This is a genomic window from Paenibacillus melissococcoides (genome assembly GCA_944800085.1).
GTDB classification, from domain to species: Bacteria; Bacillota; Bacilli; order Paenibacillales; family Paenibacillaceae; genus Paenibacillus_B; species Paenibacillus_B melissococcoides.
Genome location: CALYLO010000014.1, coordinates 21711 through 42864, shown reverse-complemented (window position 1 = coordinate 42864; position 21154 = coordinate 21711). Strand labels below are relative to the sequence as shown.

General features: G+C 53.7%; 24 protein-coding genes. 2 read left to right on the top strand and 22 right to left on the bottom strand.

Translation table 11 applies throughout. The features are described from left to right. Positions 1 to 42 precede the first annotated feature (42 nt). From OCY70_RS31345 to OCY70_RS31330, 4 genes are all read right to left on the bottom strand, one after another. A complete protein-coding gene (locus tag OCY70_RS31345; protein WP_213430510.1) occupies positions 43 to 1413 on the bottom strand; it encodes an ABC transporter substrate-binding protein in 1371 nt (456 codons plus the stop codon). A 36-nt stretch (positions 1414 to 1449) separates the two neighbouring features. Continuing rightward, positions 1450 to 2247: a hypothetical protein gene (locus tag OCY70_RS31340; protein ID WP_249725532.1), complete on the bottom strand. Its 798-nt coding sequence runs from the start codon at positions 2245 to 2247 to the stop codon at positions 1450 to 1452. 243 nt (positions 2248 to 2490) lie between these two features. Next, positions 2491 to 4194, bottom strand: coding sequence for a DUF4179 domain-containing protein (locus OCY70_RS31335; protein ID WP_213430509.1), 1704 nt, complete (start codon positions 4192 to 4194; stop codon positions 2491 to 2493). Further along, complete coding sequence (locus OCY70_RS31330) at positions 4142 to 4702, bottom strand: RNA polymerase sigma factor (RefSeq protein ID WP_249725531.1); 561 nt, start codon at positions 4700 to 4702, stop codon at positions 4142 to 4144. The genes OCY70_RS31335 and OCY70_RS31330 overlap by 53 nt, the downstream gene beginning before the upstream one ends. Positions 4703 to 4956: 254 nt before the next feature. Between OCY70_RS31330 and OCY70_RS31325 the strand changes: the two genes are divergently transcribed. Beyond that, on the top strand, positions 4957 to 6312 hold the full coding sequence (locus tag OCY70_RS31325; RefSeq protein WP_213430508.1) for a C39 family peptidase: 1356 nt from the start codon (positions 4957 to 4959) through the stop codon (positions 6310 to 6312). Positions 6313 to 7189: 877 nt separating this feature from the next. On the opposite strand, the gene OCY70_RS31320 is transcribed toward OCY70_RS31325, so the two are convergent. The 16 genes from OCY70_RS31320 to OCY70_RS31245 form a co-directional block, all read right to left on the bottom strand. After that, a complete protein-coding gene (locus OCY70_RS31320) occupies positions 7190 to 7507 on the bottom strand; it encodes a cupin domain-containing protein (protein WP_213430514.1) in 318 nt (105 codons plus the stop codon). A gap of 204 nt (positions 7508 to 7711) precedes the next feature. After that, positions 7712 to 9130 (bottom strand): sulfatase family protein, encoded by a 1419-nt coding sequence (locus tag OCY70_RS31315; RefSeq protein ID WP_213430507.1) that lies wholly within the window; start codon positions 9128 to 9130, stop codon positions 7712 to 7714. 177 nt (positions 9131 to 9307) lie between these two features. Then, on the bottom strand, positions 9308 to 9562 hold the full coding sequence (locus OCY70_RS31310; protein ID WP_213430506.1) for a hypothetical protein: 255 nt from the start codon (positions 9560 to 9562) through the stop codon (positions 9308 to 9310). Positions 9563 to 9725: 163 nt separating this feature from the next. Next, a complete protein-coding gene (locus OCY70_RS31305) occupies positions 9726 to 10583 on the bottom strand; it encodes an inositol monophosphatase family protein (protein WP_213430513.1) in 858 nt (285 codons plus the stop codon). A gap of 227 nt (positions 10584 to 10810) precedes the next feature. Next, the gene (fabI, locus tag OCY70_RS31300) at positions 10811 to 11581 is read right to left on the bottom strand and encodes an enoyl-ACP reductase FabI (RefSeq protein WP_213430505.1); all 771 of its coding nucleotides are present in this window, start codon (positions 11579 to 11581) and stop codon (positions 10811 to 10813) included. Positions 11582 to 11698: 117 nt separating this feature from the next. After that, positions 11699 to 12700, bottom strand: a complete 1002-nt coding sequence (uvsE, locus tag OCY70_RS31295; protein ID WP_213430504.1) for a UV DNA damage repair endonuclease UvsE — start codon at positions 12698 to 12700, stop codon at positions 11699 to 11701. 198 nt (positions 12701 to 12898) lie between these two features. After that, positions 12899 to 13204: a hypothetical protein gene (locus tag OCY70_RS31290; RefSeq protein ID WP_213430503.1), complete on the bottom strand. Its 306-nt coding sequence runs from the start codon at positions 13202 to 13204 to the stop codon at positions 12899 to 12901. 162 nt (positions 13205 to 13366) lie between these two features. Continuing rightward, positions 13367 to 13618, bottom strand: a complete 252-nt coding sequence (locus OCY70_RS31285) for a YolD-like family protein (protein WP_213431580.1) — start codon at positions 13616 to 13618, stop codon at positions 13367 to 13369. Between the two features lie 294 nt (positions 13619 to 13912). Beyond that, a complete protein-coding gene (locus tag OCY70_RS31280; protein WP_261948870.1) occupies positions 13913 to 14155 on the bottom strand; it encodes a hypothetical protein in 243 nt (80 codons plus the stop codon). A gap of 5 nt (positions 14156 to 14160) precedes the next feature. Continuing rightward, positions 14161 to 14415: a hypothetical protein gene (locus OCY70_RS31275; RefSeq protein ID WP_261948869.1), complete on the bottom strand. Its 255-nt coding sequence runs from the start codon at positions 14413 to 14415 to the stop codon at positions 14161 to 14163. A gap of 254 nt (positions 14416 to 14669) precedes the next feature. Continuing rightward, on the bottom strand, positions 14670 to 15326 hold the full coding sequence (locus OCY70_RS31270) for an N-acetylmuramoyl-L-alanine amidase (protein ID WP_261944621.1): 657 nt from the start codon (positions 15324 to 15326) through the stop codon (positions 14670 to 14672). Next, positions 15316 to 15801 carry a phage holin family protein gene (locus tag OCY70_RS31265; RefSeq protein WP_249725607.1) on the bottom strand — a complete coding sequence of 162 codons (486 nt, stop codon included), beginning with the start codon at positions 15799 to 15801 and terminating at the stop codon, positions 15316 to 15318. Before OCY70_RS31265 ends, OCY70_RS31270 begins: the two co-directional genes overlap by 11 nt. A gap of 82 nt (positions 15802 to 15883) precedes the next feature. Further along, positions 15884 to 16033 carry an XkdX family protein gene (locus OCY70_RS31260; RefSeq protein WP_213430971.1) on the bottom strand — a complete coding sequence of 50 codons (150 nt, stop codon included), beginning with the start codon at positions 16031 to 16033 and terminating at the stop codon, positions 15884 to 15886. Continuing rightward, entirely contained in the window at positions 16030 to 16668 is a 639-nt protein-coding gene (locus tag OCY70_RS31255) for a hypothetical protein (RefSeq protein ID WP_213430972.1), read from the bottom strand. Before OCY70_RS31255 ends, OCY70_RS31260 begins: the two co-directional genes overlap by 4 nt. A gap of 11 nt (positions 16669 to 16679) precedes the next feature. Further along, positions 16680 to 19421 carry a hypothetical protein gene (locus OCY70_RS31250; protein ID WP_213430973.1) on the bottom strand — a complete coding sequence of 914 codons (2742 nt, stop codon included), beginning with the start codon at positions 19419 to 19421 and terminating at the stop codon, positions 16680 to 16682. Next, entirely contained in the window at positions 19411 to 19602 is a 192-nt protein-coding gene (locus OCY70_RS31245; RefSeq protein ID WP_213430974.1) for a hypothetical protein, read from the bottom strand. Before OCY70_RS31245 ends, OCY70_RS31250 begins: the two co-directional genes overlap by 11 nt. Positions 19603 to 19691: 89 nt before the next feature. Here OCY70_RS31245 and OCY70_RS31240 point away from each other — a divergent pair, with 89 nt between their 5' ends. Then, positions 19692 to 19877, top strand: coding sequence for a hypothetical protein (locus OCY70_RS31240; protein ID WP_213430975.1), 186 nt, complete (start codon positions 19692 to 19694; stop codon positions 19875 to 19877). Here OCY70_RS31240 and OCY70_RS31235 read toward each other — a convergent pair. Continuing rightward, on the bottom strand, positions 19825 to 20325 hold the full coding sequence (locus tag OCY70_RS31235) for a hypothetical protein (protein ID WP_213430976.1): 501 nt from the start codon (positions 20323 to 20325) through the stop codon (positions 19825 to 19827). The genes OCY70_RS31240 and OCY70_RS31235 overlap by 53 nt on opposite strands. Before the next feature lie 216 nt (positions 20326 to 20541). Further along, positions 20542 to 21126 carry a stalk domain-containing protein gene (locus tag OCY70_RS31230; protein WP_213430977.1) on the bottom strand — a complete coding sequence of 195 codons (585 nt, stop codon included), beginning with the start codon at positions 21124 to 21126 and terminating at the stop codon, positions 20542 to 20544. Positions 21127 to 21154 lie beyond the last annotated feature (28 nt).

Below are 21154 nucleotides of genomic sequence, written 5' to 3'. Positions count from 1 at the left end.
AAGCCCGCCCGTCCACATTCGTTCCGCGTCGATCCCCGGTCCCTACTGGCCGCTGCGGGCCGCCTGAAGCGCCGCTTGCGCCTGCTGCTGCAGATTCGCCAACGCCTCGTCCACCGACCTCGTCTGATCGATCACGGCTTGCAGCGCTTCGTTCAGCAGGGACGCATAAACGTCTTCAAAAGACTTGGGAATCTTCTTGTCTGTACGTTCATATTTCCGGTCCATCGGCGTCAGCGCATACAACGGTTCCGCGCTTTTCCCGTTGAGGTCCTTGACGTAGCCGGTGCGAGTCGGCAGCTGGTACAACACCCCTTCCGCATCCGAGCTTGCTCTCTCCGGACCAGCGACATACTTGATGAACTCCCAGGCCGCCCGCTTGTTCGCGGACTCCGCCGATATGGCGAACGTCTCTCGATAAAACGCAAATGGCGATTCTCCGGGATTCGCGGGGTCTACAGGAACCGGAACTATGCCCCATTCGAACGTCTTGGCCTTCTTGCTGTACGATGTATCGTTAATGTTGTAGGCGAAGCCTGAACCCGCGATGACCATGGCGGCCTGCCCGTTCACGAAGAGATCATCGGACGGGAGATAGCTCGCGGCCTCCCCCGCCCCAAGCACCCTCACCGTACGGCTGCGGACCGCATCCGCAGTCATGCGGAACGCCTGCTTCCATCCCTCCGATTCCAGCAGCACGTTCTCCCCTTGCGCGTCGAATCTCTGCAGCTTCAGCGTCCGGGCGATGCTGTCCAGCAGTTCCGCCGCATCGCCATGGCCAGCGTCCAATCCATACACGGGTTCGTCGGCCGTGCCGGCGCCCTTGAAGCGAGCGGCCAGATCGAACATCTCTTGCCAGGAGAGGCCGCTGCGGGGCAGCTCGATGCCGTGCTCGGCGAACAGATCGGCATTATAATAGATGACGCTGGTGAAGAAATTCGGCGTCAGCCCATAAAGCGAGCCTCCCCCCTTCTCCCGCAGCGAGTCAATCAAGCCGGGCATGTATCCGTCCACATCGAACTGCTCCTGCTTGATGATCGGATCCAGGTTGAACAGCTTGCCCGCCTGTGCATACTCCTCATACTCGTCCCGGCCAAGCAACAGCACGTCGGGCTTATGGAGGTCCACCCATTTCGCCAGCTCGCTCCGGTAATCGAAATCCTCGCCGCTCATCCTTCCGGCCATAAGCTCCTTCGTGCTCACAATATCGAACTCGATATTGGGGAACTTGACGTTGAACGCATTCCCGTATTCCCGGTAAAAATCATCTTCGTTATAATAAAGAATCTTTATCGTTCCCTTGCCCTCCTCGCCAAGCTCTTCCAAGACGGGCTTCGACCCGAAGCAGCCGCTGAGCAAGACGACGGCCCCAAGCAGAAGCAGGCCTTTTTGGGCAATGGCGGATAGTCGCATCATCGTTCCCATTCTCCTTTACTGGCGCCACGCGGAACTTTACTTCGCTTTCGCTCCGGCTGCCTGCTGGACCGCGCTTTCCGCAAGCTCGATCAGTTCTTCTTTCGTCAATGGATTTTCCGGATTCGTCGAAATGGTAAATTGATATTGGTTGTCTGTCCAGCTCAATATATTTTTAACGAATTGAGGGTGTTTTTTCTTCGTCTCTTCATCCCATTCGTCGGCCGCCTTAAAGTGGTAACCTTTCTGCTTGCCGTGCTTCTTCGCGATCTCTGCGCTCATCAGGCTAAATTGGAGCTGCACGACATCTTTTCCGTTCTTGAATTCCAGATCGACCTGGCCCGCTTCCGTCCATTTGATGAGCTTCAAGTAAGCGGCTTTGTCTTTGGCCTCCGCTTTCACTTCTTTCCGATACTTGTCGCCATAGGCCAGAATCGGCGGCTCGATGTCGGCTTTGGTGAACTTATACCCTTCCGGCAAGCCGTCCGGACGCTTCAATGCGGGAGTCTTCAGCTTGGATGCTACTTTCATGTAATCTTCATAGCTTTTGAAATTGTACATATTCAGATAGTTGGAAAAGTGATCGCCGCCATTGAGCGACTTATCGCTTACATACAATATGTAATAGTCACCCGGATTTTTTTTCATTTTGGCATACTTCGCTTTTTCCGACTCCACCGCCTTTTTCTTCTCCGCGGCGGAAGGCGCCTTCGCTGCGGCCAGTACCGTCACTTCCTTGGCCGTGTTGGCCGGCGCCGCCTCCGCGGCGATATGCATCGAATGGAACAGCAGCAGGCAGCTCGTCGCGGCAATCGCCGCTTTGGTCCTATTTTTCATGTTCTATTTCCCCTCTCCAGCGTTTCGTTTTTGATAGATCTTCGGTTCAAGGCCAGGCCGCAATGCATTGCTTTGGGATCCCTTAGCGCAAGCCTCTATGTTATAAACACAGCCAGGCGAAAATTGGTTCACTTTTTTTGAAGATAGTTCAAAAAAATAGACCAACCAGAAATCTCTGGTCGGTCCGGCGCTGCGGCAAGCTCTCCGCAATCGCTGCCGCAGCGCGGAAGGAAGAACGTCCTTTTATTGAAGCTTCACTGTTAACTCCCGTTCCGGATGTCTGATCAAATACATAAAGATATACATCTCCGCTTCCGTTTCTTCAAAGCCGGGATAGACGTCCGCCCGCTTGTTGAGGCTATCGTTAAGCCCGGCGCCTGGTATCCAATCGAACAGGATATGTCCGGGGATGCGCCGATCTTCCTGGCGAATGAACGTCTGATTGATTCCGCCGAATCGTGCGTCCGAGCTTTCGCTTTCTACATACAGATCACCGTTCTGCTTGTAGTAGGTCCACTTCACCGGATATTCTCCAACGTCCATCGTCAACGTCTGTTTTTCGCCTGAAATATTTGACAGAAGGATCGGTTGTCTGTAATCCCATCTTTCCTCAACTTCATATTGCAGCAGCAGCTCCATCGGCAAATCCGCTGTCAGTCGGAGATCAGGCGGAGCCTCGAATAGATACGTCTGCAAATACTTAGATCCGTCGCCCGTATTGTCCGTTAACCATTCTTCCCCTTCCAGCTTCCGGCCGCCAACGGACAAGTAGACGCCCTTATAAGGCAACCGCGAGTATGAATTGCCATGCTCAATCTCGACCCGAATGCCTGTCGGACGAATGAACAGCTTGCGGACGACGGCCTCTCCCTCCGCCGTTCGCACCGGCACGTCCAGGGTGCGGATCGCCGATGCATGCAAAGCCTTCTCCTTGTTCAGCAGCAGCCCTCCGAGATTCCATTCGCCGTCTATCTTCTTGCCCGGCGTCATGTAGGCGAGCTCGAACGTAATATTTTGCTCATGAATGTCGTCCAACTGATAAATCTCTTGCTCCGCCCACTTGCCGTTATCGAGCCCGACCCGTGTACCGGATCGCTTCATGAGCTTCCCGTCCTTTTTCACCAGAATCTCGGGAAGATTCGTATTCGCCATCCGCTCATCCCAATACGTATAGAGGGATTTGAGCACCACTTTCCCTTCCGCTTCCCGTGAAATCTGAATGCTTGCGGATTCAATGCCGCCATCCTGAACCGGGAACGTCTGCACGCCCGTCTCGGCCAGATCGAGAGCCAGCGGCAACCGCTTGGTGTTATACTCCTGCAGTCCGCGCACGCTAAGCTGCAGCTCCGTCTCCGCGCCGTCGAAGGTCCATGGCGTTTCCAGAAAACCGTAGTATCGTTTATTTTCCTTATCCCAAATGTGGGAGTAGTATCCTTTTTTCCAGTTCATTCGCATCGTTAGGACATCATTCAGCTTCACCACTTGTTCCCCGTCGGCCTTGCGCAGCTCCACCTCGGTAAATCTCCATTCCCGCTGCTCCTCGTCCCCCGGATCGAAGCTGTATAACAGCGTGGTCCCGTTGTCATCGGACATGGCCGCATCGACCGTAAATGTAACGCCGCTGCTCGTAACCGACTTGTCAATCGTCTGCCCGAATCCGTGGTTCAGTGCCGACTTCACGCCCGGCCGGAACGTAAAATCCCAATGTCCAGACATGGAAGCCAGCACCGGCGTCGCGATCAGCACCAGCGCGACCGCCGACAAGACCGCCAAACGGCGTCCGCGCAGGAACATCGTCCGGCCTTGCCGTCTTGCAGATTCAGCCTCCGGCTCTTGTCTGGCCGCATCAATCCTTGTCCACATCGCATCGAAATCGGGATAGTCGTGCCCCCCCTCATCGCCGAGCCGCCGGGCAAGGTCCGTCTCCACGCGTATCTCCTTGCTCATTATTCGCACCTTCCTTCCTGCCTCTCACCTGCTTATGTACGCTGCTATTCCCCGGCCTGCCCATCCCATTCGGCTCAAGCTGGCCGGACTCATCCAGCATGGCCTTCATCAGCTTCAGGCCCCGATTCAGGCGCGACTTTACCGTACCAACCGGGATATCCACTATGTCGGCAATCTCCTTAAGCGCCAGATCATTCGTGAAGCGAAGTGTCACGACCACCCTGATTTTATCCGGCAACCGCGCCATGCAGCGCTTCCATTCATCCTCCGTCTCCTGCTGCTCGACCACGGCAAGCACCGGCGGCTCCGCCTGCTCCCGCTGGAACAAGAGCAGCAGTTTCTCTTTCATTCGTCTCGTCTTGCTCCGCCGCAGATGGTTCAAGCAGTGGTTGACGGCGATGCGCATGAGCCACGTCTTGAGGTGCTCCACCTGCCGCCATCCCGAGGTTAACGCCTTCACGAACACCTCTTGGCATATATCCTCCGCCTCTGACGCATCGCGCAGCATATAGTAGCAGTCCTGTACACTTCCTTGTTGTACCGCTCGAAAAATTCCCTGTCCGTCAACAGGCCCTCCACCTTTCCCATGCTCTACTCTACTAAGGTAACAACTTAGCGGGAGAAAAGGTTCATTGTTGAACAAATTTTTTCGCAACAAAACGGCACTTTCCCTGTGTCCGCCTGGCCAATCGGGGGCGGCTAATGAAATGCGGACCATCTGCCGATATACATAAGGGAGTATGTCTGAGGAGGATATTGAAATTGCCACAATTCGTTCGGCGGCTCAATCGCTGGCTGCTGTTCCTGATATTACTGGCGCTGTGCGCCTTTCCGATACAATTCCTGCTCGCCTCCAAATTCAAAGAGGGCGGGCTGTCCTTCTCGTTCGGCATGCCTACGGACGATATCGTCCTCATGCTGCACAGCAATACCGCCTACGTCGGCCGCTACCTCGTTCCGATCGATGAACAGAACGACAAGGCATCGCCATACCAGCAGTCCGGCGAGACGCTGGTTCCCGCCCGCTTCCTCGCTTCGAAGCTGGAGGCCGAGCTGGCCTATGATCAAGCCAAAGGCACGATCACCTTCACCAAAGACGATGCGCGGGTGACTTACCGGCTGAACAAGCCGGAGGTCAAAATTGCGGGAGCCACGTCCCCGGTCAAGACGACTCCGCACGTCAAGGACGGGTTGACGTACGTGCCCCTCCGCCCGGTGAGCGAGGCGCTCGGGCGCAATATTTACGCCCGGGACGGCGTGATCGCGCTAAGGAATCGCGATGACGCGCCAAATGAGACGCAGTGGAATGATTGGCGGAAGGAATTGTCCCAATATATCGACTATGACACGTTCGGGCCGTATGGAGTCCAGCTCGGCGGGCGCTTCGAGCGCGTCTTCCGCCGCTGGGAGGATGCCGTCGCTTACGCTCGGCAGGCGCCCGGACGACGGGTCACCTATCGCGGGAAGCATGTCATGTGGGACCCGGAGAAGCCGGCGCCGAAATCGTTCCGCTACAACGGGGCGCCGCTCATTTTGCAGCTTCCGGAGCTGCCGCGCGGCTGCGAAGTGACTGCCCTGGCTATGCTGTTGAGGACGGCGGATGTCGATGTCGACAAGATGGAGCTCGCCCGGGAAATCCGTCGGGACCCGACGCCGTATAAGAAAGCCGGCGGCAAGGTTTACTTCGGCAATCCGCATAAAGGATTCGTCGGCGACATGTACACCTTCGCCAACCCGGGACTCGGCGTCTACCATGAGCCGATTGCCGAGCTGGCCGAGCGCTACCTGCCGGGCCGAATTGCCGACTTGACCGGCACGTCGGTCGAGCACCTGCTGTGGATCGTCGGGCAGGGTACCCCGGTATGGGTCATTCACACGACGATGTATGATGAGGTGCCGGATAAATATTGGGTCACATGGGAGACCCCGGACGGCCCGGTGCGCGTCACCTACTTCGAGCATTCCTTCATCGTCACGGGCTATGACGAGAAATATGTCTATATCAATGATCCGCTCGGCCGCCGCGATCGCATCGGGCGTTCCGCCTTCCAGAGAGGCTGGGAGCAGATGGGGAGCCAGGCCATCACCTATTTGCCGCCGGAAGAGTCTATGGAATGATGCGGATCAACGACCAAGCCCGAAGCCTTCCTGTCTGATGCCAGGAGAGCTTCGGGCTTCTTTTTTCAGCGGATAATATAATGTCAACAGAACCGGATGCGTACCGGGCTTGAATTCGCGTTCCGCATCCTTCCCTTCTTGTGCCTATACATTTTCTTCGTCTTGATGGTTCGATACCCGGCTATTGAAATACCATAACGCATAGAGCACGGCGCCAACCAAAATGAACAATCCGACCATCCAAGGAATCAGTTCACCCATTCCATCCACCTCCCCTGTCAAATCCATGCCTGCCCCTGACTGCCGGCGGGGTGAACATGGTCCTGCGGTATGAAGCAGCGAATCTGGTTGTCAGTGTCTACATGATATACCCGTGTTGCCATTGTCTGAACCTCAATCCATCGGCGAGCGCTGTCCGGCAGCGTTCAGCCAAGCCTCTCTCGGAATCCCCCCTTCCACCCATGTAAATCTGCAGCGGTCAACGGCTCGCTCTCCTCCCCATCATGCCATAAAAGGAAATAAATGAAAACCAGTTCAACCAAAATGGATGCATTTGCTGGCAGAAACCCGCCCATAATCCCTTCTCCTTCTGCTTGTTATATATTATCAAGCGGCCCTTTTCATCGTTATCCCGTTGAGTCATAAGCTCAATTCTTGTCTGGCCCCTTTATGCCGCTATCCCAATGCCTCATAACTGTTCGAATCACCCGGGTGTTCTTTTCATACCCATCCCGTTCGCTCATACAACATCCTGAACCGAACTCTTTCTCTTCCCTCCTTCAACCTCATCCCCCCAAATAACCCAACGCAGAAAATAAAAAACGCTCCGACCAACTGGAGCGTCTTTCGTCTGTTTATGTATGGTTCGGCGGGCCAATTACCGCGCAAGCAGATCCTCCCGCAGCGGCGTGAACGCGTCGAGCAGCGCGCTCTTTTCCAAGGCGACGACTCCATGCTTGGCATGGCCTGGAATGACTATGGATTCGCCTTGACGGATGACCGTTTTCACGCCGTCAATCGTGAATTCAACCTTCCCGTACAGACAATAGGACATCTGTTCATGAGGATGGCTATGCTGATAGCCTTCGGCATTTGGTTCGAAATGCACCTCCATCATCATCAACGATTGTCCCGGGTTCAATATTTTGCGGGTAACGCCCGGCTCGGCGTTCTCCCATTCGCCAATCGGACACATGCGCACCGCCTCCTGGTTCCGAATTCGGCTCATCCGGCTTTTTCCCAATTATACGCGTCTCCCGCCTTAGCTGGCTATGTGCTCCCTTCTCTTCGCTGGTGTTTTTTGAGCCGCTCCGGCTGGATAGCCCTCCCGGCAGTCATCCGCAGCCAACCAAAAAAACGGAGCCCCGCAGCAACGCGGAGCTCCGTGCCCATCTATCATTTAAGATAATTCCTTAACTGGCGTATCGAGCACTTCCGCCTGCAGCCGATGAAGCTCTGCCTTCAATTCGCTCACCGCCGCCTCATAGCCCGGTTCACCGTATACGTTGCGCATTTCGCAAGGATCCTGCTCCAGATCGAATAGCTCCCACTCCGGGGGCCTATTCTCGTCGACCGACCCCGGCGTCCCCAAAGCCTGCGCATAATAGTAAATCAGCTTATACCGGTGCGTTCGGATGCCATAATGCGAATAAACGTTATGATGCTCGTCCAGGTGCATCCAGTACCGGTAATACATCGAGGTTCGCCAATCCGCAGGCGTCTCTCCCTCCCATATCGGCCGGAGAGAACGTCCCTGCATGCCCGGAGGCGCTTCGATCTGCGCATAGTCCAGGAAGGTCTGCGCGAAATCAACGTTCAGCGCCATCGCATTGGTCACGCCGCCCGGAGCAATCGCCTGCGGGTACCGAACGACGAACGGCATCCGCAGCGAATCCTCATACATGAACCGCTTGTCGAACCAGCCGTGATCGCCGAGGAAAAAGCCTTGGTCGGAAGTGTAGATAACGATGGTATCCTCCGCAATTCCTTCCTCGTCCAAATAATCGAGCAGCCGTCCCACATTGTCGTCAATCGACGCCACGCAGCGCAGATAGTCCTTAATGTAGCGCTGATACTTCCACCGCTTCACTTCCTCCGCCGACAGCCCTTCCGGCGGATCTCCCTTCGTGTCGGTCGTGACCATGTCGCGCCCAATCCGCATTTTCGCTTCGACGGCCGCTTGCGAGCGATTGGCATAATCGTCATCGAATGTCTCCGGATACGGGATCTCCACGTCCTCGTACATGCGGCTGTGACGCTTATCCGGCTGCCAAGGCCGATGCGGCGCCTTATGGTGGCACATCAGCATGAACGGCTTGTCTGGGTCCCGCTTCCGCAGCCAGTCCAATGACAGGTCCGTAATGACATCGGTTACATATCCTTCGATGCGGCGGCCCCCATTTTCCTCCAGGAACTCGGAATTGAAGTATTCGCCCTGCCCGTCCAGGACGCTCCAATAATCAAACCCCGTCGGATTGGCATGCCCACCGTGTCCGAGATGCCATTTGCCGATAATCGCCGTCTGGTATCCGTGCTGCTGAAGCAGCTTCGGGAACGTCTGCTGTCTTCCATCGAAATGATCGTCGATCGACTTCACTCCGTTGAGATGGTTGTAGGTTCCCGTCAAGATGGAAGCCCGGCTCGGCGAGCAGATCGAATTCGTGCAGAAGCAGTTGTCGAAGCGGATGCCTTCCTTCGCAATCCGGTCGATATGAGGCGTCACGTTAATGCGGCTGCCGTAACAGCTCATCGCGTGCGAAGCATGGTCGTCTGACATCACAAATAAAATGTTCGGTCTTCGGTATGATGCGGTCGTCATCGTTGTCCACTCCTTCAGTGAGCGAAGGCGGCTCCTGCCCGGACAATCCCTATATCATTACGTCGATGAGCGGAGAGCCTGTCCTTCTTTTAAAATGTAGTAGATGTTAACGGTAACCCTTCCTGCGCATGACAAGGAGAACCCTGCGGTATAACAGCACAGGGCCTCATCATGCCATCACGAATCCTTCGGCTTGTCTTTCTTCACTCGCTTCAAATACTCATCGTACCGGCTGTCGATTTCCTTCGCCATGCTTCGATACTGCTTCGTCTCCTCGACAATCGGGTCGAGGGCCGTCTGGATCCGGATCTCGGTGCGGGGCGGAAGGCGTCTCCGCACCGCTTCCTCCTGCTCCTCCGTCTCCATGTCTCCTTCGGTCAGATATTCGCTTAGCCGGGCTTCCAGCCGCCGGCGCTCCTCTGATTCGGGCATGAGCGATCCCCCTCCTTCATACCGTAGTATACCCAATTCATGGGCTTGTTCGAGAAAACCCGCTCTTCTTGATGATCAACCAGACAACCCGGAGGCCGGATACCTGGCTCCGGGTGGAGCCGCAGCCGCCGGGTTGGCAGATTCGCAAGGAGAAGCCGGGCAGTTACCCTTGCGCTCCCGCCGCCTCCAACGCTCCGATGAAGGCGTCATGGATGGCGCCGTTGCTCGCGACGACATCGCGCACGCCCAGATGATACGGCTGTCCGTGCGTGTCGGTGATCTGTCCGCCGGATTCGCGAATGAGCAGGCTGCCTGCCGCCAAATCCCATGCATTGAGATTCAGCTCCCAGAATCCGGTCAGCCTGCCCGCTGCGACATAAGCCATGTGCAGCGCGGCCGAGCCCGCCGTGCGGATGTTGCGCACCTGCGGCGCCAGCGCCTGAATGCCCGCCAGATTGGCCGGCAGGGCGCGGGTGCGCTCGGTCGGGAAGCCGCTCGCTATCAGGCTGCCGGACAATTCCTTCTCCGGCGCGACCTGCATGCGGCGGCCGTGCACGTAGGCGCCTTTGCCCTTCTCCGCGACGAACAGCTCGTCGCGCATCGGGTCATAGACGACGCCGACGATAACCTCGCCCTGATGGGCCAGCGCGATCGAGACGGAATAGAACGGGAAGCCGTGGACGTAGTTCGTCGTGCCGTCCAGCGGATCGATAACCCACACATATTCCTCGTTCTTCACCTGTTCCCAGGCTTGCTTGGAGGCGTCGCTTCCCGGCTCCACCCCTTCTTCGCCCAGAATGGCATGGTCCGGAAAATGGGTCAATATCAGCTTGCGGATCATTTGCTCCGCGCCTTTGTCCACTTCCGTAACCAGGTCGTGCATGGATGACTTTATATGAAGCGACTTGAACTGCCCAAGCTTGCTCTTGATCCATTCGCCCGCCTTAGCCGCGCAATTCACCGCCACTGCGGTGTGGCTTTTGCTGGAGACGATGTATGGAACTTTTTCCTTCGTATTCAAATCAATCACGCTACTTTCTGTAAAAAATGGAACGAACTACCCCATCAATTATACGTTACTGCAACAGCCAAGTTTCATAGATTTTTTGACTGGCCCTGCCTTCACGCCGCGAGTCTCGTTCCTGCCTTTACACCGGAAGATACAGAAAATCCGCCTTGAGGAACCGGCCTCGAATGAGATCGATCCCGCAAGGCGGACGCCTGCTGCAGCGTCCCGTAACTATCGTCTTATACTCCGATAATATGGAAACCGCCGTCTACATAGATTACTTCTCCCGTGATGCCTCGCGACAGATGGCTCATCAGGAACATCGCGGTATCGCCCACCTCTGCGGCGTCCGTGGTGCGGCGGAGCGGCGCTTTCTCTTCCACTTCCTTGAGGATGGAGTTGAAATCGCTGATGCCCTTCGCAGCCAATGTGCGGATCGGTCCGGCCGAGATCGCGTTGACGCGAATGTTATGTTGTCCAAGATCGTTCGCCAAATAGCGAACCGACGCCTCGAGCGCCGCCTTCGCTACGCCCATGACGTTATAATTCTTCATCGCGCGCTCAGCGCCCAGATATGTCATCGTCATGATGCTGCCGCCTTCCGTCATCAGCGGATGCAGGCGCTGAGCCACCGCGACGAGCGAATAAGCGCTGATATCATGCGCCAAGGCGAAGCCTGCGCGGGACGTGTCGACATACATCCCTTGCAGCTCTTCCGTCTTCGCGAAGGCAATGCTGTGCACGAGTCCGTGCAGCGTGCCGAATTCTTCCCGCAGCCGGCTTGCCAGTGCCTCGATGTCTTCATCGACAGTCACGTTGCAAGGGAGAATGATCGAATTCGGAATCGTCTCCGCCAGCTTGCGCACGCGGCCTTCCACCCGTTCGCTCTCATATGTAAATGCCAATCTTGCGCCTTGGGCGGCCAAAGACTGCGCAATCGCCCAGGCGATGCTGCGATCGTTCGCGACGCCCATGACGACGATATTTTTACCTGCCAATAATTGAGTCATGCTTCAACCTTCCTCCTCTCGCTTACTCGCTTCATCGCGCCTCACAGCCGCGCTCGAGCAGTAAACGTTCTGTGTCCAACGTATCGTATTTTCGCCACATTTTCAAGTGGAAGTCCATTATGGAGCGATTCGGACGCTGGCCTGATCCGCGATCGCGACCCCTTCTCCCTCGCAAGCGGCGAGATCGTCCATCAGCTTGAACAGGGCCTTGTCCTTGTGCTTCGCCTCAATCATCACGTCCAGCCGCTCCGTGTGGGCCGCAGCCGCCCGCAAAAAATCAAGCAGCGGCCCAACATCGATATCGTCGGCATGCCCGCGGATATCCTTCTCGCTCTTCGGGCTGGAGACGTGAATCTTCGGCGGAAGCGGATCGTCCGGCGAGGCGTCGGCCTGGGCATACGGCGTCTCCCATGTCCTCGCGATGCGGGGCCACAGCTCTTCCAGCGGCTCGCCTTCATTCTTGACCTGATGATGATGGATGTCGAGCACCATCGGCAGTCCAAGCCGCTCACAGACGGCCAGCGTCTCCGCAGCCGTGAAGGTCTTGTCGTCATTCTCCAGCGTCAGACGCCGCAGCAGTTCTTCCGGAAGTTCCTCCGCATGGCGGACGAACCGTTCTTCGGCCGCTCGCTTATTGCCGTAGGCTCCGCCGATATGGATATTGTTCTTCGCCCGGGCGTCAAGCCCCATCGCCTGCAGCATCCGGAGATGGAAGTTCAGATCGCGCTTCGAGCTCTCCAGCACTTCCTTCCGCGTCGTGCTGAGCACGGTGAAGTGATCGGGGTGGAACGACAGGCGCATGCCGTGCCGCTTCGCATAATCGCCGACAGCCGCGAAATCCTCCCGCAGCGCCGGGAACGGATCCCAATCGGCAAGCTCCTGGTGGGTCGCCAGCGGAATCAGCTTCGAGGACATGCGGTATAGCCGGATATCATGCGCGCGGTTATGCTTCAGCAGCCGGAGGGTATTATGCAGATTCTCCGCCGCAATCCGCTCCAGCTTGCGCAGCGCCGCCTCGCGATCGGCCAGCCCCTGGAAGCGCTTATACGTCATCGTGCGCGACGGGGAAGCGTTCGCCACCAGCATCGACATGGCCACGTACCCGAATCGGACAAGCATGGAATCAGACTCCTTTTCCTCTGCGGCGCATACTGCTCGCAGGCGTTCTTATTCCTAGAATACCCTATTTCTCCCAACCGGAACCGTGGCACGCGGTCCATTGACTCCTCTTTTCTAGACCCCGGCTCAAAAATAGAAGCCCTTCGGCCGGGACAACCGGCTGCTGGCGCTTCTATCCATGACGCGCATGCAGAGCTACTAGGCGCGGTTCGGATTACCGAAGAACATCTCATGGGCCAGGGCGGTCTGGACCCGGGACTCTTCTTCGTTCAGTCTGCGGACGAGCTCCATCTCGACCGCCGTCACTTCCTCGCCCAGGAAATTAATCTCGGCGATGGAGGCGCTAATCTTCACAATGGCAACCGCCGTATTGTCCGGCGAATAAGCGATGACCATCTGGCCGGCCGGATAAATCCGGAAGCCTTCCTTGGTCATTTTGCAGCGTCCGTATTCCAGCAGCTCATATAATTCCTGCTCCTTCTTGAATTTGCATACGGAATTCATAACTGGTATGCAACGATGAGCACGTTTTGCAAAAATGTTGTAGTGGTGCGGGTTTTCGGGATTTTTAGGTATGCATGGTTAGGCATCGAATAGCACGGTTTAGCATCATTTTTGTGGGGAAGTTGTGGGTAAAGGAAAAGCCCTGGCATAGTGCCAGGGCTTTTAATCACTATAATGTTCAACTCTCATAATATCCATAAACGGAACTTTCGTAATTTCTCCGTACCTTGATATATGTATTAATCGCGTCCGAGCGTCCATTTCAACCACCCTACCAATAACCCTCTCCTCACGTCCCCAAACAGCAAGGGAGACTGTGGATTTTTCGTCGTACGCTTCCGTAAGTTGATTTCCCAATTCCTCCAATTCAAATTCGTCTCTGCTCGGTCTTTTGGGTTTTGTCTTTTTAGCCATGATAATCCTCCTTAGTTTGTATATGATTTCATAATACACGAACCTTTGTTCTTATTCAATAATTAAAGCCTCGGGACTACTCCCGGGGCTCTTTGAGATAAAAGGCCCAGCCAGCATAAAACCAGCAGAGCTAATTTACATTTTTCGATGTAAAGTAAACATACGATATTGTGCAAATATGTAAAGTGAATTTTTAATTTTTATAACACTGTACAAATGAAGAGAGGCCCCGCAGAAATAACCGGCGAGGCCAGGTGGGAATCTTCAATTTTATATACTAGTTATATCATAATACTAGAGAAGTAACCAATCAGCAGCACGAATAGCCCAAGCTATGACCTTTGCAATATTTTGAGCTACCTTTGTGTTTTTAATGTCCGTATTATCTAGCAGCCATTGGGGTAATTGCTCTCTAGTTTTACTAGCAATATCCTCGGCAGTTCCATCTAATTTAGTTAAAAAGTTTACAATTCCCTTCGAATTATTTACCAATGTTTCTCCTGTTTGTTCATCAATTAAATTGTATTTAATGGCCAAATCAACTAGTTTTTTCCTCTATCATTGAGTGCTTGAATTACCTTTATCAGACCCTTGGTTTTAGGCCCCATAGTTGAAACATTTTCACCAAAATCACGCGGCGGTTTTATGGAAATCAACCGATTCTGTTGGGTGTCTTTATCTGTGGGATGACTTAAATCATGTGTAGAAGCAAAAACAGAGAATGGAGAAACTATAGATAATAACAGAGCAACTGAAAGTACTGAAACCGTGGCTTTTCTAAGTAAAGATAAAATCATACTTATGAGCCTCCTTATTTTGGTTAATAGTTTTTTCTTTTCAAAGATAGATTTCTTCCGTTTAGATTTGCACCAAAGTATTTTTTATGTTTTTCCCATTAATACCACCTCCTTCTAAATATATATATATATTCGATATATTCTTATGATCTCCTTCCATTTAAAGGAATTTTTATTATAGGGTATGAAAGTAATTGCGTAGGTAAAGGAGTCCCCACCAGCACAATGCCAGCAGAGATCCTTTTCACCAGTGCTTATTTCCCCATCTGCTTCAAGAGCCGATCGGCTACAACGGCCATTTCAGCCCGCGTAATCGGTTCATTCGGCGCGAATCCATTCCCCCGACCATTCATAATGCCGGCGTCCATGACCCTACGGATCGACGCCTCCGCCCAATGGCCGGCATAGTCCGGCTGCTTCGGTTTCTCCAATGCCCCCAGCTCCTTCTCAATCATTTTCACAAACTCCGACCACCGCGGCAGAATCCGGCTCGGACAAGCCTTACCGCTCCAGTGCTTATGCGGTACAACACGGCTGACCGGTATGCCGTGCCGCTTGCACAACAGCGCAATCAGCTCCGCCGCCCGCTGCCACGCCTTGGGCTCATCCATGCCCTGGTACATACAGACCTCGATCCCGATTGAGGTCGTATTGCCGGCGTTGGTTCCCGCATGCCAGCCCTGCTCATCGTCACGCAAATGCTGGTAAATCTCTTTGTCATCAACCGTATAATGCCAAGATGCCTCCCGGCCACCGCTGCCGTTGAGGATATAACGGCTATGCGACTCAGCCGTAGCTCCAGGGGCGCTATTATCCGTATTGTGGATCGTGATATACTGCGGCTTCATCGACCGGCTCGGCTTGTTCGGCCGGCCGTCGGGAAGCAACCGCTGTTTAATTTCAATGGTCATTCTTAGACTCCTTTCGACTCGTTGCCCGAGCCAGTTTATTTTGGAGCTCCAATTTTACCCATTCCATGAGCTTAGTAACGAGCCATTCCGGAAAGAATCCTCCCCACCCAGCCCGTATAGCATTAGCGGTCATGGATTGAATCGTGTGGTACAGTATCCCGAACGCAAACAGCCCGAACACGACATCTGGTAAGCCAAGAGCCGCATCCAGTAGATGGCCGCCTGCAGGAAACAATAGAATAAAGAGCGTTCTGCGAAGCCCGCCAAGGCCATAAGTGCTTGCGTATGTCCCATCTTGCTTCGCGGCACTGATTCCAGAAAGCCAATCCATTAGGATAAAAAATAGGATCGCAGCCATCACGCTGACAACGATCTGGCTTGTCCCATAAAGAAATTGCAGGCCGGGAACAATTGCGGCCCCAACGCCTGAAAACCAATTCAATATCTTCGAAAACGAATGTGGTTCATTCAACATTGCATATCCCCCTCTTGGACAAAAGAATAGCCCCCGGATATCCCGAGGGCATAAATAGAGCGCCATACCGTAGGGCGGGCGCTTACTCTTTTACCGGGAATGTTACTCCCGTGATTTCCTCATACTCTTCCGGCGTGATTTCTCCGAATCGGTTGGTCTCCGTCTTCACGGCTGCGCATAGCCCCTCTGCGTCGATCCATTCACAATCAAAAGCAAGTTTCCAGAAATTCATTCCGTTTGCCCTCCTTTAAATTCAATAATTTCAAGTTTAGCATTCGTCAATTCCGCACCCAGGCTGTCAATGGTCTGTTTTTTCTGCATACTGTCCAGTCGCGCTTGGGTCAACTCCCTGCCAAGGCCATCAATAACGCTCTGCTGCTGGATATTCTTCATTTTCATCCGTGTCAGTTCTTGGCCCAACATATCCGTTTGGGACGGCTGCGGATCCGGGTTCAGCGCCTCGATTTCCTCGTCCGTAATGCCGTTTCGCCAGAAGCTTGAGCCATCCACCGGCTGCGGTGGCTCCGGCTGCGGATCGTCACTCTCCGGGTCATATTCGGCCATGGCGGCGAGATAGTCGGCGTATGCGGCATTGAAGCCTGCCTCGGCCTCCCGGTAGCCCTCGACATCGAATATAGGCTGATACAGGCCGTCAGGCATCGGCACGGCCACCGTGTAGCCTACGAGCACCGTTGCTGGTTCGTCCGGCTGATCGTCGTCGCGCAGCTCCGGTTCTGGCTGCTGATTCGTGCCGGGTTCATCCGGCTCAACCCGTTCACGCCGATCAAAAACGCCCGTCACGGAGTCCGCAACGAGCGTCGGTTCGATGTAACGACCGGATAGGTCGGTTATGATTGCTTCTTTCATATTGCGCCTCCTTATTGTTCGGCTATAAATACTGTCCCGTCGAGATGGATTTCCGCGTTAAGGTCATATACGCTAACATCCCCATTAGGGTCAACCCCTACTGTAACAGAGCGATTACCAGCGTCGTATGCCCTGCACAAAAAGAGCAAGGCTTCTTTAGGACGATATCCGCTCGGTAGCCGAAATACTGCCGTTCCGGGGGTTCCGTTCCTCAGCTTCCCTTTAATATGCACTACATTACCTATCTTGGTATAACCTGGCGTTGCGCCGTATCCGAAATACTCCCATCCGTTGATGAGTGACGGCTTGATCCAGACGACAGCATTATCCTTCTCCGCCTTCTGCGTCTCCACCACCGACAACCGCCGCCCGATGTCACCCACATCCTGCACCAATTCCGATACAGTCCCGCGCAGGTTGGCCGCTACGGTGCCGCTGATTGGAGCCGCAAGCGTTGGATCAAGCATCGTATAGGTGACGTGGTAGATTGCGGTTGGGTCGTATAAGTTTTTATCTGACTCTCTAATAACCGCTCGTGCCAATCCTTGCGCATTGCTTGGGGGCGGCGTTACGACCAGATCCCACGAATAGTCAACATTTGCTCCCTTAAAGACTGCGAGTATTTCTGCGGCCGAATAGTTCAAGAAGCTTGTGGCCCCATTGTTTTTGTCATTGATGTACCACCCGTACCCATTTACATAAGTTGGATTCGCCTTCTCCCGAATCACAATACCGCTGGCGACCTCGACCATGTTTAATCCTGCGGAGAGTGTCGCGCCCATTTCGTAATTCCGGACGGGTTCAATGGTTGGCTTCGCCTTGAGGTATTGGAGGCGATATGGCTGCCAATGACGATTCTTAACATAGTACGTTGCATTTGCTGTGCATGGTAACTCTTTTGGAGTACCTGAGCCGCTATATACCCCCCTATATGCTGTTCCATCAAAACTGTCGAGCGGTGTCCAAGCTTTGTGCAACCCATCTGTACGGTTATACACTCCGGTGCCGTCTCCGTGTGCTTGGCCGTCGTACATTTTCCAGCCCAAGAAATACGCCTTAATCTCGTCGGCTGTCGGAGTGTAATCCGGCCCCCATCCGCTGTCGGAATTATAGATAGACAAATATAAATTGTTGGGGGTTATATTAACGGTGTCTCCTTCCGTAAATTCGCCTGTTTTTTGAACAGTCAGTAATTTCCCGTCATATTTGACCCCTATTTCGTCGCCAACCATAGGTGTAAAGTTTGACGATGTGGCTACCAGCTTTGCACCTGCGATCTTCGTCCCTCCGACTCTCCACGTATATGAACCATCCAACGTAACCTTCTCCCACGCCTCCAACACATACGGCAGCCCATCGTTCCCCATAAATAGCGTATCGGGATTGCTGCCGTCTACTGGATGAGCAGCCAGCTCCGTTTCGAAGGCGAGTATGCTGCGTTGCTGCGGCGTGAAGGGCTTCGGTTCGGTGCCAACGGTCAGCATCGGGTTGCGGAAAATAAATTCCCCTGCTGCGGGCGCAGACGTCCAAGCATTCATGTATGCTGTCCCTTGTGGCGCGGTTGCGATGATATTATCTTGCTTGACAAATTCAGATGTCCATAACACGTTGTTATGATCATCCCGAAAATCAAGCCCGATTTCGCCGTCGCCCTCGCGTTCTATGCGCAACGTGTATGTTTTGCCTTCTACCGCTGGCATTTGCGTAGCACTGTTCATTCGGTCGCCTGTAGATACTACTTTTTGCGTGTACGGCTCCAAAAATATACCGGATGTTCCGCCGTTCCACTCATAAAACGGCGGCAGCAGATTGCCTCCCGTTACGATGGCGTATGGGTTCTTGACGTTGATAATACCGTCACCTTCGCGGATCTCCGTCCGCCCCTTCACTTCCCCCATACGGAACGGCGTATCATGATCGGCCTCTACGATCTGCAAGCCTGGCTGCAGTTCAAGGGGCGTGCCCGGCACGTTGGCCAGATCGCTCTCCACGACATCGATGCGCTGTCCATGGTCCTCCAGTTCAGCGGCGTGCTCCTGCAGCTGCTTTCCCTGCTGCTCCAGCTCCGCCGCCTGCTTTGGTACTTCCACCGCTACCTTGTCGAGCTCCGCCTTATCTGCGGCCGACATGAGCCCCCCTTCCTTCGCCGTGGCATTCGGAATCGGATCCGCTCCGTGCTCCGTGTGGCTGCTGCCGTGGTCGCCAGGCGTGGACTCCCCGGAGGCCGTAATAGTTACTTCGTTTGTGGCGGGGTTCGTGGTTACTTTGATTCCGACGCCGCCTTTAAAGGTCAAGGCGTCCGTCTTCTCGCTGGCTTCGATGTCATTCACCCGCGCAAAGGCCGGCTGATTGACCTCCGCGCCCTCCTCGATGCTGCCCAGCTTATCGTGGTCAGCCTCGGTGACGTGCATGGTGGCATCCGCCTTGTGGCCGTCCAAGTCAGCCTGGACAGAATCGACTTCCGCTTTTCTGGCTACGTCTGTTTTAGCGGACGGAGTTGCCGCTTTCAGGCGGCCCGATGCGTCACGCTGCGCCAGTGTCCCGGGAGTGGCTGACGCGGTGCTGGCGTCCATTTTGGCCTTGTCTGCCGCCGACATAAATCCATCCATCGTATCCGTGGCGTTCGGGTGCCGGTGGTCGCCGGACGACTTGGAGTCCATGTCCTGCTGTACTTTGTCAAAGCCGATGTTGATATTATTGAAGTCCTCGCTGATTTTCTTTGAACCGACCAGGTTACAATATCTATTTGCCATTGGCTTCTCCTTTCTTTCGCAATTGTGCCAATCGCTTACCTATGGCCTCATTTATGCCCATTAGGATCGCCTCTTCATGCTCAGGTTGGTATGGGACGACGGCCGAGATTACGGCGCATATCTCCGGTACGGGCTTGGTTGGATCAATCTCGACTTGGATGATCGGTTGGATCTTTGCCATGGTGGGCCTCCTTTCTTTTGAAGGAAACCTCCCTATTTGTCGAATGGTAGGATGTCAGTCCCACTATCAATAGAAGGGAGGTTAAACCGGTGATTATTGATATTGATTTTAAAGAATTAGAAAATGCTGTTGTCAAAGAATTTAAGAGCCAAAATAAAATGGCTGGAAAGACATTATTCCCCGAAGATATTGTTGCTATTTCAGCCAGAGTGGCTATCGTGGCTATTCAGAAGTACCACGAAGCATTCCATCAGTCGCAACAAGAAAATCAGTAGCATCAATATGCAATGACTGCTTCACTGCATCTGTTAGCTGCTCTTTTTGAGCGGCTAACTCCTCCCTCACAATCTCCCGTATCCGCTGTTCGTCCATGATTTTCCCTGTTACCGATCCGGTATACAGTCCCGCCCCATAATAAGGGCTTTTGTAATCCTTATTTACCAAGGTTTCAGGTTTTACGAATCCACCGATAGGTGGTTGTCCTTCAAGCCTATTAAAGGCTTCTTCCACCGTTCGCGCAAATTCATCGACATTAAGATCGATTCGCCCATACTTCTCCCCTATGCCCTTCAAAGCCTCGATTAGTTTGGCTACAGCTTTCACCATCTCCGGGAGCGGGTGCGGCCCTTCCATACAAACTAACCCCTCGTCTACTTGGTTTTGTATCCAATCAAGCAACTTTACCGCAGTTTCTTCGATTTTTTGCACTGTTTCCTTTTCCATCTTCTATCATCCTCCTAAAAAATTAAGTTGGAAATTACCAATTCATAATGAGAGCGACTGTACTGAAAGAAACCGAACCCGCTGCCAACAAGACGGCCAAGAATTCAAGACTAAAAAAATCTTCCCACCCAAGGGCGTAAATTGTTTTCCCCTTCTTCATTCCTTTCCCCCAACCAAAAAGGCCCCGCCAGCGGCGAGACCTTCATGAGTGGTATGTTATTTCTCAAGTGCAGCCAGGGCTTCGTTAATCAGTTCAAGCTCTTTGGTGCTCTCTTCAATCATTCTATCATATTCTGCCAACTGTTTTTCCTTTTCAGTGAGAGAAGAATCGTCTAATTCGGGGTATTTTTCCAGCGATTCTCTCAGTAATTGCACTTCGGCAAATATTTTTTTGCGTTCCTCTTGTGTCGGTTTAAGAATACGGTTCTCAACAATATCTTTGCTGTTTTCAAGCGATGCTTTAGGTTGACCAATAAATTTATTGGTGGATGTTGGCTTAGTTGTGTTAGGAGATTCAGTAGAAACTAAATCTTCCCCTTCGGTGGTTGTTACGATTATTTTTTTCCCCTCCACTTTGAAGTCAGCTCCCAGGGCATCAGATATTCCGCGAACTGGTACATTTGTCCGCCCGTCAATTACAGCACCTTTGTCTTGCAGCGTCTTACCGTTAATGACCACTGTATACTCCCCAGTGACCTTTTTTCCAACCAATGATTTGACTTGATCGGCAAAAGCACTACCGGCAGTCGCAACAAGGGCACCAATTACAACCCCGCTTACAAGATAAGTCCACTTTTTCATGTAAGTCTACCTCCGTAGCAATATTTAC